Genomic DNA, 14,875 nt, shown 5'->3' on the forward strand with positions numbered 1-14,875 from the left:
TTTAGGATTTCAAATAGAGCATAGATTGATTATCTGGAATGGATGATTGTCTAATTTTGAGTTTGAAGTATTCGGTATCCTTGATGCCTCTGGCTCGCTTACGGATCATTCCTATACTGACATTACCAGCCTCTATCCTGGCGCTTGTGAGCTTGTGTTTGGCGTAGTTGCAGATGCCCACACAATGTTTCCGTAGGGATTTCGCGAACTTTTTTAGATAGAGCATCTGTGACTGATCTGCTATCAGGCACCAACGTTCCAGTTGCTCCGCCATCGCCTCAAATGAAGCGGCACTCCACAGCAGCTGAAGCTGTTCTTTCAAGACGTAAAGTGCATTCAGGTTGCTATTGCTCTCCAGCAACCTTTGCAGCTTGTCACTTTGTTTTTCACTCAACTTATCCGCATTTTTGAGCAACAGATAATGCGTCCCTTTCATCAACTCTTTACCACTTGGATCGGCCTTTCTGAACTCAAGTCGACGCTGATTATGGATAGCTTTGCTGTAGTTTTTCATGACGTGGAAACGGTCAAATACTATGTCGGCCAACGGCAAGGACTCTCTGACAGCCTTTTGGTAGGCAGGCCCCATATCCATCGCTACGGCCTTTATTTTGCAGGCTGTATCTGGTTGCAGTTGTTTCAAAAACCTTGAAAAAACCTCGGCAGTTCGGCCTGCTTCAACCCAGATCAGATGACCGCCAACCATATCGTAGACCACCGTCATGTAGTCATGACCTTTCGCCCGGGCAACTTCATCTACACCAATATATTCCAAGCCAGTTAGCTCTGCAGGATCAAGCGTAGGGAGAGTTTCAATAAGGTATGCCCTGTCGATATTCTTGACCGTTTCCCATCGTATATCCAAATGTCTGGAAACCGCTTGAATAGACATATGCCGACATAATCCACTGATCAGTCGGCAAAATCGGTGAGTGAAACGGCACCCTTTATCAACAAAATCACACCCCTCAATGCGGCGTTCGCCCTTGTTAATATAAACCTGCGCCAGCTCAATCTCGACCACACAAGGATACCCAAAAAGGGGGATGTCGTTTACTTGTCGGCGGACATGCTGGTTGATGCTTCCCTTCTGGCCTGTAGCAGGGTCTATAGCCCTCCTACGCGCGTCTCGGCTGCAGTGAATGACAATCTTAACACCGCCGTCATCCAGTTTAATTTCATTTACACGTTGCCCTTTGAGGCCTAAAATATGCTGCGAGATGTTGATTGTCATATACCTGCTCTATGTAAAGTTATCAGAAACCATACATATCAACAGGTTACTTGGCGGTCGGCATCTTTTTCTACTCAACAAAGCGGAGAAGAGCCAATTTTGTCTCTAGAGAGGCTTGTGAAAAGCTCATGGCTCAAGCTGGATCGATTGTTGAAGCCTTTGATCCCAATGAATTCAGGGCTGTGTTTTCGACTACGAATAAAAGCCACGAAGGTAACAACTACTTCGAGCAATCAGGAGACAAGATCCGCTGTTTCTTTGAAGAAGGTGCTTTTGATGATCAAGGCAACCTAAAGCAAGAGAAAGCTTTGTCGATCAATAAAATTGGTCACGCTCAACATGACCTTGATCCTGTCTTTTCCGAGTTCTCTCGCAATCCTGACCTCGCCCAAGTCGCTAAAGACCTTGGCATGGTCCAGCCCCTTCTCAGCCAATCCATGTATATCTTTAAGCAACCGCGTATCGGCGGAGAGGTCATCTGCCATCAGGACAGCACATTTCTCTATACCGAGCCACATTCCTGCATTGGCATGTGGTTTGCCATGGAAGATGCGACCCTGGAAAACGGATGTATGTGGGGCTTACCCGGGCATCACAAAGCGCCTTTGAAAAAGCGCCACTACCGCAATGAAGCCGGAAAGCTGATCACAGAAAAGCTTGATGACAGTCCATGGCCGGAAGAGGACCGTGTACCGCTCGAGGTCAAACAGGGATCATTGATCGTGCTACATGGTCAACTGCCCCACCTCAGCGGCCCCAATACATCTGATAAATCCCGACAGGCATATACTCTTCATCTGATCGACGGCGCCTGCGATTATCCTGATAACAATTGGTTATCCCGCAGCCCGGGTATGCCCTTTAGAGGTTTTGAGACCGACGATGCGTCCTGATTACAATCGGGTTCTTGAGAACCTTATGCTTTCATCCGTTCTTTCTGAGCATGAGTTCCATATCATTGGCACACCTCCTCTAGAGATAGATGTGGAAACCAGTGATATCGATATTGCCTGTTTTGTAGACGATCCGGATGAGCTGACCAAATTTTTACGGAAACACTATGGTCACCTTGGGAACTACATTGAGAAAGGTAAGGTCTCGGTACCTTACAAAACCCAGATCATTTCTTTTGAAGTAGAGGGCTGGCAGGTAGAGTTTTTCGTTAGCAACCAACCCTTGGAGCAACAAAATGGCGTGCGGCACTTTCTCATAGAAAAGCGGTTGCTTGAACTCTTTGGCCCTTCTTTCAAACAATCCGTTATCGCGCTGAAAAAACAAGGCATCAAAACTGAGCCCGCTTTTGCAAAACTCCTCGGAATAGTGGGGGATCCCTATATCAACCTACTGAAGTTAGAAGAGTTTTCAGATAACCAACTCTGTTATATTTACCTTTCTCCAGAAAAGTAATTCAAAGGTAGCTGTTGTCGGGAACGGCCGAGCAACGCTATGATCCCGTGAAAATATTTCAAATCTAACCAGCTTTGCGTGTTGTTAAAGCCTTGGTTTGAGGGGGTCTGTTGGAAGAAGTTCTGTTGGTATTACTCGGTCTTGCCGTCATTTTCGGGGGTCCGATCCTCGCCTGCGTTGCGCTTGTAAAAATTGGGAGCCTGCGTAGAGAAGTTGCCTCCCTTAAACGATCTTTAGGCAATTTGGAACAGCCCAAAGTTGAGCCAGCGACAAGCCAACCTCAGCAAAACAAACAACCCATCAAAACAGAAACTCCCCAACCAGAACCCGTCGTCGACGAAACTCTGGTTTCATCGGAGTCACCTCAGAAACCTTCTGATCCGGAAACAGAAGAAACACCAGACTCCCAACCAGAAGATCAAACTGACCAGCCTATCCTCGATGATGTCGCTGCTTCCGTGATCCCAGAGAAAAATATCGAGGGCAAGAGTAAAGAAAGCCCCTGGAAATCCTTTGAAGAAGCCTTTACCCGGCAATGGCTGGTTTGGCTTGGCAGTCTAACCGTGATGATTGGTGGTGTATTCCTGATCAAATACTCGATCGAAAATGATCTGCTTTCCCCAGGCTTTAGAATTACCATGGGTGTGCTTTTTGGCATCGGCCTGATGGTTGGCGGCGAATGGTTCCGTCGAAGACCAATTGAACAGGCAATCGCTGCGCTTAAACCCAATCATGTTCCGCCTGCCTTGACGGCAGCAGGCCTTGCCATCACCTATGGCAGTATCTATTCCGCCTATGGCCTCTATGACCTGATCCCGCCTCTGCTGGCGTTTATCCTGCTAACCGTTGTCGCCATCGCCGGATTGGGCCTCTCACTACTTCAGGGGCCTTTAATCGCGGCTATGGGCATGGCAGGGGCTTTTGTCATCCCTCTGCTGGTCAGTACCGGCAATTCATCCGCCTGGACACTCTTTAGCTACCTGACCTTCATCACCGCTTCTGCCTTGGCCGTGGTTCGATATCAAAACTGGTGGTGGTTGGGCTGGATGTCGCTTGCTGGTTCATTGTTCTGGCAGCTGGCCTGGTTTAGCGCGATGTGGGAAAGCTCAGACGTCTATCCCCTGGCTTTACACCAAATACTAATTATCGGGCTCTTTATCGCACCGCGTTACGAACAGTTTCTGGTCTCGACCGACGGCCTCAAGCACCCCTTGCATTTATCAGGCACACTATCGCCTGAAAAGATCGTGGGGTTAAGTGCTATTCTTGGCGTCCTTGTTCTCCAGCTGATCTTGTTGTCATTTGATGGCTTCTCAACACCTTCCCTGGTCTTCTTCTTCCTGATCGCAGGGGGCATCGGTTATGGCGCCTTTAAACTGAACCATTGCGAGGCCCTATTGGTGCCACTGGCTTTGGTCGCACTTTATATCGTAGCCCGCTACCCCTTCCCCGGATCAATTGAGCTCCCCGAAACCTTTTATGTCTCGGGCATAGAAGCGGGAACCTTGGTTAACCCGATTATTCCACCAGAGCTGAATTTCTATCTCTTGCTCTCCGCTTTCATCGCTATCATTGCTGCCGGGGTTGGCTTTAAAGGCCTAGGAAAAACCAAAACGCCGGCTTATTTAGCCGCTCTATCGGTTATCGTCCCTCTAACGGCATTCCTATTTACCTATTTAAGGGTCACCGCCATCGGGTCCGATCTCGGTTGGTCGTTTTTCTCTCTTGTCCTCGCAGGGCTTGCCTTTATGGCCGCAAAAACCGTCCTGCCTAAACGTAGCTATCCAGGGATGGAGGCTGCCCTTGGAGTCTATGCCCTCGCAGTACTCGCAGCCATTGGCATGGCCTTTGCGATCGCCTTTGAAAAAAGTGGCCTGACCATTGCTCTCGCCCTTCTCTTACCTTCTGCCGGTTGGGTGGCTTCGCAAATCCGTATTCCTTTTATCCGACAGAGTGCCCTGGTTATCGCCGTTATCGTTGGAATCAGGCTGCTTGCGCTCAATCACTTTGACCCCTTAACGCCGCAGACAGAGGTCGATGCTCTCTGGTTGCTTTATAGCTTTGGCATTCCCGCGATCGCCTTTGCCATCGCCGCGCGCTATTTTGTGCGGGAAAAGGACGATCAACTGATTACGATTTTGGAATCGGGTGCACTGGCGATCAGCGTCGCGTTGGTGAGCCTGGAAATCAGGTATCTGGTGAACGATAATAATCTCTATGCCACACATTACGGCCTGCTGGAACAAAGTCTCCAGTCCCTTTCCTGGCTGATTACCGGAACATTCCTCTATTACCGCAACCGGGTGACCCCGCGTTTCTTTAGCAATTGGGGATCAAAAATCCTTTTGAGTGTCGCTGTGCTACAGGTTCTGTTGGTGCAATCTCTGACCAGCAACCCTGCTTTCACCAACGAGTTTGTTGGCAACTGGCCCCTGTTTAATTTGTTATCCCTGGCATATTTACTGCCGGGTTTAATCGCCGTTCTGATCTACCGCGAAGCACGGAACCAAAAGCACTTATTCCTGTTGCCTTGGCTCGGAGGGATAGCCCTTGTCTTGGTCTTCCTGGACATCACGCTCGAAGTCCGCAGAGCTTTTCATCCGGAAGCCATGGCATCAGGCGATATTCTCAATGCTGAGGGTTACAGCTATTCCGCAGCCTGGCTGATCTATGCAGGGCTCTTACTCGCCGTTGGGATTTTCCGGGACATCTCCAAGGTTCGACATGCCTCTCTCGCGCTCGTACTTTTGGTCACGACCAAAGTCTTCCTGTGGGATATGGCCGCGCTAAGCGGACTTTACCGTGTGGCTTCCTTTATCGGCCTTGGCCTCTGCCTGATCGGGGTCGGCTTTCTTTACCAGCGCTTCGTCTACCCCATTGGGACCAAGCCGGAAGATAAACCTGAAGCGCCAAAACTATAAACCAAGTCTTCTTTAAACATGCAAAAAGGGCTGCCCAAGAGCAGCCCTTTTTTTTATTCTTGGTTCGTCTTAATAAGACTTAACCGATAACTTCTTTCGTACGTGCGTGACGTTTGCGCTCATGTGAAACGAGGTAACGTTTACGTAGACGAATGGATTTAGGGGTTACTTCAACCAGCTCATCATCTTGAATATAAGCAAGAGACTGTTCCAGTGAACGAATACGTGGTGGCGTAAGCTTGATCGCATCATCCTTACCAGAAGCACGAACGTTTGTAAGCTGCTTGGCTTTTAGCGGGTTGATTTCGAGATCGTTGCTACGGGTATGTTCACCAACGACCATGCCTTCGTAAAGTGCATCGCCAGGGTTAACGAACATCAGGCCACGATCTTCAAGGTTCCACAAAGCATAGGCAGAAGCAGCGCCGGTACCGTTAGAGATCAGAACGCCCTGACGACGTCCCTGAATGGCTCCACGGTATGGACCAAAGCTATGGAACAGACGGTTCATGATGCCGGTACCACGTGTATCCGTTAGGAACTCACCGTGATAACCGATCAAGCCACGGGACGGGGCAAGGAAGGTAATACGTGTCTTACCTGCACCAGATGGACGCATGTCAGTGAGCTCACCCTTACGTTCGGCCATTTTTTCGACCACAACGCCTGAATGCTCTTCATCAACGTCAATAACGACTTCTTCAAGCGGTTCCATGGTAACGCCGGATTCATCTTTGTGCATAAGAACACGTGGACGAGAAATGGAGAGTTCAAAACCTTCACGGCGCATGTTTTCAATCAAAACACCAAGTTGAAGTTCGCCACGACCAGCAACTTCGAAACCATCTTTCGATTCACTTTCCGTAACACGGATCGCAACGTTGCCTTCTACTTCACGGGCAAGACGATCCCTGATCATACGGCTGGTAACTTTGTCGCCTTCGCGACCAGCTAGCGGAGAATCGTTAACAGCAAAAGTCATCGCCAGTGTTGGCGGATCAATTGGCTGCGCTTCAATACCGTGCTCAACAACAGGATCACAGATTGTATCTGCAACAGTTGCATCAGGAATACCGGCAATCGCTACGATATCACCCGCACGTGCCACTTCAACTGGAACACGTTTTAGACCATCAAAAGCCAACAACTTGGACAAACGACAATTAGGAATTGTTTTACCATCAGCAGTGATAACTTTCACTGGCATGTTAACTTTAGCAACACCAGAGTGGATACGACCGGTCAGGATACGACCAAGGAAACTGTCCGCTTCAAGCGTTGTCGCCAACATAGAAAAAGGTGCATCAACTTCTTCAGTCGGAGCAGGAAGAACATCAATCATCAACTGGAAGAGTGATTCCATGTTCTCTTTTGGATCTTCAAGATTAGTGATCGCCCAACCTTGTTTTGCAGAAGCATAAAGAACCGGGAAATCGAGCTGGTCTTCAGTTGCATCGAGGTTCACAAGCATATCAAAAACCTGATCGACAACCCAATCAGGACGCGCATCAGCTTTGTCTGCTTTGTTGATAACAACAATTGGCTTCAGGCCACAGGCAAGAGCTTTGGATGTCACAAACTTGGTTTGCGGCATTGGACCTTCTGCGGCATCAACCAACAGAACAACACCATCAACCATGGAAAGAATACGCTCAACTTCACCACCGAAATCGGCGTGACCTGGTGTATCAACGATATTGATCCGTGTGTCTTTCCAGGTAACAGAAGTACACTTGGCAAGAATCGTGATACCACGTTCCTTTTCAAGATCGTTGCTGTCCATCGCACGTTCATTGACCTTTTGGTGCTCGCTAAAAGTACCAGATTGTTTTAGTAGCTCGTCCACCAAAGTGGTTTTACCGTGATCGACGTGCGCGATAATCGCCACGTTGCGAAGCGCTGTGCTCATTGCCTTATTCTCTCATGTATTTAAAGAGGGGCTACTGCGCCCCGCATTATCCTTCAGTCATCCAGAAACCAGCCCCTTACGGCCCAGTCCTGGTCGCTACACATGTAACACCTAATCTACATAACCTATAAGGTCTGTAGCGCAGTCGTGTGACAGTGCGATGACCTACTTAAGTTTTTCCTCTACCAGTTCCGCCAGAGAAGTTTCTGGGCGGGCACCAAAGTGGGAAATTACTTCGGCGGCGGCTATTGAACCGATCCGGCCACTGTCATAAAGACTGTAACCGTTCGTGTATCCGTAAAGAAATCCTGCTGCATATAGGTCGCCTGCACCCGTTGTGTCAACCACCTGTTCCACAGGAACAGCGTCAATAACGTGAACTTCGTCACCAGAACAGACTACAGAACCCTTTTCACTACGGGTAATTGCTGTGACAGAACAACAAGCTCTGACCTGTTGTAGCGCCTCATCAAAGTTATCAACTTCGAAAAGCGCCATAGCCTCTTCTTCATTCGCAAAGAGGATATCTACGTAATTTTTAACCAGATCCAAGAAAGATTCGCGATGGCGACCAACACAAAAGGAATCTGAGAGTGTCAAAGACACCTGACGTCCAGCGGCTTGTGCCGTTTTGGAAGCGTGGATGAAAGCCTTCTTGGCTTCTTCCGGATCCCAAAGATAACCTTCCATATAGGTTACCTTTGCCGAACGAATCATCTCTTCGTCAATATCATCGACCGTCAGGTTAACACATGCGCCGAGATAAGTATTCATAGAACGTTGTGCATCTGGCGTTACAAAAATCAAACAACGGGCCGTAGAAGGGCCTTCTGTCGCTGCTGAAGTATTGAACTCGACACCTTCTGCGCGGATATCGTGGCGGAAAACTTCGCCAAACTGATCATCGCGTACTTTACCGAAGTAACCACCCTTACCGCCCAAAGACGCGATACCGGCCATGGTATTACCAGCAGAGCCACCAGAACGCTGAATAGCTGGGCCCATCACTTCATAAAGAGCATCCGCGCGTTCTTGATCAATCAGGTTCATTGCGCCTTTGATAATGTCCTGTTGTACAAGCATCGCATCATCAGCTGTGGCAACGATATCGACAATTGCATTACCAATGCCGACTACATCAAGTTTCGCGTTTTCGCTCATTTAAGAATTCCGTTTTAAGGCACCCGTTTTACAGTCCGGGGTAGATTACGTTCGGATTACAATTTGCGCGGAGTATAGCCACTTCCATTTTTCGGGCAAGCACAAAGCCGCAACTCTCCTATGCACAGGGAACAGTTCTAAATGTTGGGGCCTTTTCAGCAAAAAGAATATTATAAAATATAAATCCCCTTGCCGGATGAAGAATTTCAGATCACAGTCACTTCAAAAGAGCCGATATGCTGCTCAACTCATTAAAATTTATACTCTTAAACACCAATTCCGGGGGTTATCCGTCGATGAGCGGCTCTCTTACCAGTGAAGAAAAAAAATCTGTGTCTTCTTCCCACTCTCAGACACTCAATTCCGAGGGATCCATTGCTGACACCACCAGACAGGGCATCCTGTTGGCTATCATTGCAATGGCTGCCTTTTCTTCGGGAGATGCCGTGGTTAAACACGTGGCCCAAACCTATCCCCTGCCTCAACTGTTATGGGTACGATATTTAATTTTATCGGTCTTTGTCATTGGAATGGCGATTTACCGTGAAGGTCCGGGGGGTGTTATCAGAATTTCACGCTCCAATAACCTGAAACTCCAGATCTTTCGCTCCATCTTTCTGGTGGGGGAAGCTTTTCTCTTCACTCTTAGCTTCAAATTACTACCCATCGCCGATGTCCACGCCATTGTTGCCGTCGCGCCGATATTCGTAACGGCCCTATCAGCCCTATGGCTCAAAGAACAGGTCGGGCTCCGCCGTTGGTCCGCCGTGTTAGTTGGTTTCGCAGGTGTAATGATTATACTGCGCCCTGGTTTTGAAGGCTTTAATCAGCTCTTTTTACTTCCCTTGGTAGCCGCAGCAGCCTTTGCCTTTTACCAAATCCTGCTCAGAATAAGCAGCCGATATGACGATGGGCAGGTATCCCAGTTTTATACCGGGATCGTTCCGCTTATCTTTGTTACGTTCTTAGTCCCCTTTTTCTGGGTTCAACCAGATTTTAACGGCTGGATTGCTCTCATCGCCGGCGGGATTTTCATTAGTCTCGGCCACCTGTTTCTGATCTTTGCCTTCCAGTACGCCACACCGTCAGCCGTTCAGCCATTTAATTACACCCTTTTGGTCTGGGCGACTTTGTTTGGTTGGTTATTTTACAACGAACTACCGGATTCCTGGACCATATTTGGCGCCCTGATCGTTGTCGCCAGTGGCCTCTACACCCTTTACCGTGAACGAAAACGGGTCGGGCAGGGATAGTACTCCACGCTATGAACATAAAAGAGGGGCTTTACGCCCCTCTTTTATACATCTCAATAAATATTCGCGATTACTTCAGGCCGCTTTTATTTCAGGCCCAACACATCTCGCATGTCATAAAAGCCGTTTGGTTTACCCTCTAACCAATTGGCTGCTTTAACGGCGCCACGAGCGAACACTTCGCGGTTTGTTGCCTTGTGCCCGAGTTCGATCCGCTCACCCTCTGCGGCAAAAATCACAGAGTGATCACCGACGACATCCCCACCCCGGAGTGTGGCAAAGCCGATATCACCCCGTTTACGCGCACCAATAATACCATCACGGACTTTATCTGCCACTTTATCCAGGTCCACGCCACGGCCGCTTGCTGCCGCCTCACCTAGCGCCAGCGCGGTTCCAGAGGGCGAATCAACCTTGTGACGATGGTGCATTTCAACCACTTCGATATCATAGTCTTCATCAAGAGAGCTTGCGACTTGCTCAACAATGGACATCAAGAGGTTCACACCCAAGCTCATATTACGGGCAAAGACGATTGACGTATTCGCACCAGCAGCTTCCAGCTCGGCGACTTGCTCGTTTGTCATCCCTGTTGTTCCAACAACCAGGGAGCAACCGGTTTCAGCAGCAAGCTTAGCGTGATTGAGCGTCGCAGTAGGAACCGAGAAATCGATCACAACATCACAGGATTGGAACAAGGCCGTAGGGTCTTCACCGACAACAACACCGAGGGTTCCAATGCCAGCCAGTTCACCTAAATCCTTATCGAGATTTGGGCTGCCCGGCAGTTCAGTTCCACCAGCAACGACACAACCATCAGTCCGCCCGATAACTTCTGTTAGCATACGCCCCATACGTCCTGCGCAACCAACAATCCCGATTTTGTTACTCATATCCAAATATCCCGTAAAGAAACTCGGTCATATAGACCGTTATTATTGCCCAAAGCATTAGCAGTTAAGTCGTAATGAACCAAGCTGTCAGACAAACAAATCTGATAAACATCAATAAACGGGTCTCTAACGGTCAGAAAGAGCGACACGAAGAGCAACCCCAACCATTGCCATGGAGGCCAGTGCTCTAAAAGATTTGGCAACTCGTCCCGCCCCTGAGAACAAGAACTTCATCTTCTCTGAAAACAAAACAACCAAACTGATAATAAAGCCTGCATTCACGATGTGTATTGCACCATATATCATGATCTGTTGTTCAAAATTCCCTGCTTCAGGGCGAACAAACTGGGGCAAAAAAGAGATCATAAAAATAATGACCTTTGGGTTGGTAATGTTGATGAGCGCAGATTGAAATACAATTTTCAAAGCAGAATTGGACTTCACCAAGCGATCATCATTAACCCTCAGGTCAGATTTCCCGGTCAGGATTTTCCAGGCAAGGAAGCAAAGATATCCCGCACCTAACCAACGTAAGACTTCATAGGCCACTGCAGACTGCTGTATCAGCAAAGACAGGCCGACGAGTGCCGCCACCAAATGCACAAGGAGACCGAGCCCATTACCGATCGGGATCCATAAAGATTTTTTCCACCCATCCGAAATATTAATCGTAAGGGTATAAAGCCAGGTTGGCCCAGGAGTTGCCGCAAGAAGAGTGCTTGCGACCCAATAGGCCAAAAGATATTCTATGGGTGGAAGTGACATTGAAAGTCTCGTAATGGAATAACCTGAAAGCAGGTTAACAGAACAAACGGCTGATTCCAGTAGAGATAGACAATATAAATAAAAAAGGCCTGCAGGATCATTACAATCCAACCAGGCCTTTCTATATTCAATCAGGATATGTTCCGTAAGGTCCTATAATCCCTGAAATTTATTACTCTGTAAGATCTTCCCAGAATTCTTTGACGCGCTTGAAGAATCCAGAGCTAAGCGGTGAATTGTTTTCTGCTTCGCTCTCAAATTCCTGCAACAGTTCTTTCTGGCGTTTGGTCAGATTAACAGGTGTTTCAACGGTGACTTCAACATACATATCACCACGTGAGCCTGAGCGTAAGACCGACATACCCTTGTTGCGCAAACGGAACTGTTGACGACTTTGAGTGCCATCAGGGATGGTCACTTTGGCACGTCCGCCATCGATAGTTGGGACTTCAACTCTACCACCCAAGGCCGATTTGGTCATTGAAATTGGAACACGACAATAGATGTCAGCACCATCGCGTTGGAAAATCCGATGCGGTTCAATCGCCAGGAATATATAGAGATCCCCAGGTGTTCCGCCCTGATTTCCAAGTTCACCTTCTCCCGCTAAACGGATTCGGTTGCCCTCTTCCACACCTGCGGGGATATTAACCTGTAAGGTTTTTTCCTGCTCTACACGGCCTGAGCCATGGCAGTTGCCACAAGGGTTTTCGATAACCTTACCGACGCCCTGACAGCTGTGACATGTACGTTCAACAGTAAAGAAGCCCTGCTGCATACGCACACGGCCGTTCCCCTTACAAGTTCCGCATGTTACCGGAGATGATCCCTTAGCTGCACCACTTCCATCACAGGAATCACAGGAAACAGCACTTGGAATTTTGAATTCCGCCTGCTTGCCCTTGAAAGCATCTTCGAGTGATATTTCCATGTTATAACGGAGATCGCCGCCACGTTGAGCGCCACCTGCATGACGACCACCGCCGCCAAAACCGCCAAACATTTCTTCAAAAATATCAGCAAATCCGCCGCCACCGAAGCCGCCACCGCCGCCACCAGCACCAGGACCACCATTTTCAAAGGCAGCATGGCCATAGTTATCATAGGCTGCGCGCTGTTGCTCGTCTTTGAGCACACCATAAGCTTCGTTCAATTCTTTGAACTTGTGCTCAGCCTCAGCATTATCCGGGTTGCGGTCCGGATGATATTTCATGGCTAATTTACGATAGGAAGCTTTCAACTCTTTGGCATCTGCCGAGCGTGAAACGCCTAATATCTCGTAGAAATCCCTTTTGGACATCAGTACGATTTTCCCTCAATAAGAAGGTGAAAAGGGGCTGGCTTGCGCCAACCCCTTCAAATCCAAAACCGCCTTAAGCGCTTTTGCTGTTCTTGTCGTCGTCAACTTCTTCGAAGTCAGCATCAACAACACCGTCATCTGCTTCTGATTCTGGAGCACCTTCAGCTTCTGGGCCGCCTTCAGCGCCAGCTTGATCAGCATAAAGAGCTTCGCCCAGTTTCATAGATGCTTGGCCAAGAGCTTCGGTTTTGGCTTTGATGTCTTCAGCATCATCACCTTCCAAAGCAGTCTTCAGTTCAGCAATCGCAGCTTCAATACCAGCTTTCTCTTCGTCAGAGATTTTATCCCCGACTTCGCTAAGAGTTTTTTCAGTCTGATGCACCAGACCTTCAGCTTGGTTTTTGACTTCAACAGCTTCGCGTTTTGCTTTGTCTTCTTCAGCATTCGCTTCCGCATCTTGAACCATCTGTTCGATATCAGCATCGCTGAGACCACCAGAAGCTTCGATACGAACAGACTGTTCTTTACCAGTTGCTTTATCTTTGGCACCCACGTTCACGATACCATTGGCATCAATGTCAAAGGTAACTTCGATCTGCGGAACACCACGTGGTGCGCTTGGAATACCTTCGAGGTTGAACTGACCAAGAATTTTGTTGTCTGCAGCCATTTCACGCTCACCTTGGAATACGCGAATAGTCACTGCGCTCTGACTATCTTCGGCAGTCGAGAAAGTCTGGCTTTTCTTGGTTGGGATCGTTGTATTACGATCGATCAGCTTGGTCATTACACCACCTAGTGTCTCAATACCGAGAGACAGTGGCGTAACGTCAAGAAGAAGAACGTCTTTAACTTCACCCTGAAGAACACCCGCCTGAATAGCAGCACCAGTTGCCACAACTTCATCAGGGTTCACACCACGGTGTGGTTCTTTACCAAAGAAGTTTTTAACAGTGTCGTGTACTTTAGGCATACGGATCATACCGCCGACCATGATGATCTCATCGATCTCGGCAGCATTAACACCCGCATCTTTCAGAGCCGCTTTAACAGGGCCCATTGTGCGCTGAATGAGGTCATCTACAAGAGCTTCCAGTTTCGCACGGGTAAGCTTGACGTTAAGGTGCTTAGGACCTGTCGCATCAGCCGTGATGAAAGGAAGATTAACTTCTGTTTGTGTAGAAGAAGAAAGTTCAATTTTGGCTTTTTCAGCAGCTTCTTTCAAACGTTGAAGCGCGAGAGTATCAGAACGCAGGTCAATGCCCTGTTCTTTTTTGAACTCATCAGCCAAATAATCAATGATACGGCTATCGAAATCTTCACCACCAAGGAAAGTATCCCCGTTGGTAGATTTCACTTCAAATACACCGTCGCCGATTTCAAGAACGGAAACATCAAAAGTACCACCACCAAGGTCATAAACCACAACAGTACCGGAACCTTTTTTCTCCATACCATAAGCAAGCGCTGCAGCTGTCGGCTCGTTGATAATACGAAGAACTTCAAGACCAGCGATTTTACCGGCATCTTTTGTTGCCTGACGCTGTGAATCGTTGAAGTAAGCAGGAACAGTAATAACTGCTTTAGTAACGGGCTCGCCAAGATAGCTCTCAGCGGTCTCTTTCATTTTCTGCAAAATAAAAGCAGAAATCTGGGATGGGCTGTATTTTTCGCCATGAGCTTCAACCCATGCATCGCCGTTATCAGCTTTGACGATTTTGTATGGAACCAGGTCCATATCTTTTTTCGTCAGCGGATCTTCAAAACGGCGGCCAATGAGGCGCTTGATAGCGAAGAGTGTGTCTGTTGGGTTAGTTACAGACTGGCGTTTAGCTGGAAGGCCTACAAGGCGTTCTTCAGCAGTAAAGCCAACCATGGAAGGTGTCGTACGCGCACCTTCAGCATTTTCAACAACGCGGACGTCTTTTCCGTCCATAATAGCGATACAGGAGTTTGTGGTCCCTAGATCAATACCAATAACTTTGCTCATGTCTTTCCTCACACTTAATTTAGCAAACCGATTTGGCAGCCT

Annotated in this window: 12 protein-coding genes; 5 read left to right on the forward strand and 7 right to left on the reverse strand. The window is 48.2% G+C overall.

The genetic code is table 11. The annotated features are described in order from the left end of the window. Nucleotide 1 precedes the first annotated feature (1 nt). On the reverse strand, nucleotides 2-1,234 hold the full coding sequence (locus ACOGW3_RS10630; protein ID WP_419901077.1) for an ISL3 family transposase: 1,233 nt from the start codon (nucleotides 1,232-1,234) through the stop codon (nucleotides 2-4). On the opposite strand from ACOGW3_RS10630, the gene ACOGW3_RS10635 reads away from it, so the two are divergent. The 4 genes from ACOGW3_RS10635 to ACOGW3_RS10650 all read left to right on the forward strand — a co-directional run bounded on the left by ACOGW3_RS10635 (nucleotide 1,221) and on the right by ACOGW3_RS10650 (nucleotide 5,562). Beyond that, on the forward strand, nucleotides 1,221-1,343 hold the full coding sequence (locus ACOGW3_RS10635) for a hypothetical protein (RefSeq protein WP_419902949.1): 123 nt from the start codon (nucleotides 1,221-1,223) through the stop codon (nucleotides 1,341-1,343). The two genes, ACOGW3_RS10630 and ACOGW3_RS10635, sit on opposite strands and share 14 nt — an antisense overlap. Before the next feature lie 19 nt (nucleotides 1,344-1,362). Next, nucleotides 1,363-2,127 (forward strand): phytanoyl-CoA dioxygenase family protein, encoded by a 765-nt coding sequence (locus ACOGW3_RS10640; protein ID WP_419902950.1) that lies wholly within the window; start codon nucleotides 1,363-1,365, stop codon nucleotides 2,125-2,127. Next, nucleotides 2,117-2,641, forward strand: a complete 525-nt coding sequence (locus ACOGW3_RS10645) for a DUF4269 domain-containing protein (protein ID WP_419902951.1) — start codon at nucleotides 2,117-2,119, stop codon at nucleotides 2,639-2,641. The genes ACOGW3_RS10640 and ACOGW3_RS10645 overlap by 11 nt, the downstream gene beginning before the upstream one ends. 110 nt (nucleotides 2,642-2,751) lie before the next feature. Next, on the forward strand, nucleotides 2,752-5,562 hold the full coding sequence (locus tag ACOGW3_RS10650) for a DUF2339 domain-containing protein (RefSeq protein WP_419902952.1): 2,811 nt from the start codon (nucleotides 2,752-2,754) through the stop codon (nucleotides 5,560-5,562). A 79-nt stretch (nucleotides 5,563-5,641) separates the two neighbouring features. On the opposite strand, the gene typA is transcribed toward ACOGW3_RS10650, so the two are convergent. Both typA and ACOGW3_RS10660 read right to left on the reverse strand, forming a co-directional pair. Next, nucleotides 5,642-7,471 (reverse strand): translational GTPase TypA, encoded by a 1,830-nt coding sequence (gene typA, locus ACOGW3_RS10655; RefSeq protein ID WP_419902953.1) that lies wholly within the window; start codon nucleotides 7,469-7,471, stop codon nucleotides 5,642-5,644. A gap of 165 nt (nucleotides 7,472-7,636) precedes the next feature. Continuing rightward, entirely contained in the window at nucleotides 7,637-8,632 is a 996-nt protein-coding gene (locus ACOGW3_RS10660; protein WP_419902954.1) for an adenosine kinase, read from the reverse strand. A 296-nt stretch (nucleotides 8,633-8,928) separates the two neighbouring features. Here ACOGW3_RS10660 and ACOGW3_RS10665 point away from each other — a divergent pair, with 296 nt between their 5' ends. After that, nucleotides 8,929-9,885 (forward strand): DMT family transporter, encoded by a 957-nt coding sequence (locus ACOGW3_RS10665; RefSeq protein ID WP_419902955.1) that lies wholly within the window; start codon nucleotides 8,929-8,931, stop codon nucleotides 9,883-9,885. Between the two features lie 86 nt (nucleotides 9,886-9,971). Here the strand turns inward: ACOGW3_RS10665 and dapB are convergent, their stop codons facing one another. The 4 genes from dapB to dnaK all read right to left on the reverse strand — a co-directional run bounded on the left by dapB (nucleotide 9,972) and on the right by dnaK (nucleotide 14,833). Further along, a complete protein-coding gene (gene dapB, locus ACOGW3_RS10670; RefSeq protein ID WP_419902956.1) occupies nucleotides 9,972-10,778 on the reverse strand; it encodes a 4-hydroxy-tetrahydrodipicolinate reductase in 807 nt (268 codons plus the stop codon). A gap of 126 nt (nucleotides 10,779-10,904) precedes the next feature. Further along, entirely contained in the window at nucleotides 10,905-11,516 is a 612-nt protein-coding gene (locus ACOGW3_RS10675) for a LysE family translocator (protein WP_419902957.1), read from the reverse strand. Nucleotides 11,517-11,715: 199 nt separating this feature from the next. After that, entirely contained in the window at nucleotides 11,716-12,843 is a 1,128-nt protein-coding gene (gene dnaJ, locus ACOGW3_RS10680) for a molecular chaperone DnaJ (protein WP_419902958.1), read from the reverse strand. 73 nt (nucleotides 12,844-12,916) lie between these two features. Beyond that, nucleotides 12,917-14,833 carry a molecular chaperone DnaK gene (gene dnaK, locus ACOGW3_RS10685; RefSeq protein WP_419902959.1) on the reverse strand — a complete coding sequence of 639 codons (1,917 nt, stop codon included), beginning with the start codon at nucleotides 14,831-14,833 and terminating at the stop codon, nucleotides 12,917-12,919. Between the last annotated feature and the right edge of the window lie 42 nt (nucleotides 14,834-14,875).

It is taken from the genome of Kiloniella sp. (assembly GCF_965205715.1).
GTDB lineage: Bacteria > Pseudomonadota > Alphaproteobacteria > Kiloniellales > Kiloniellaceae > Kiloniella.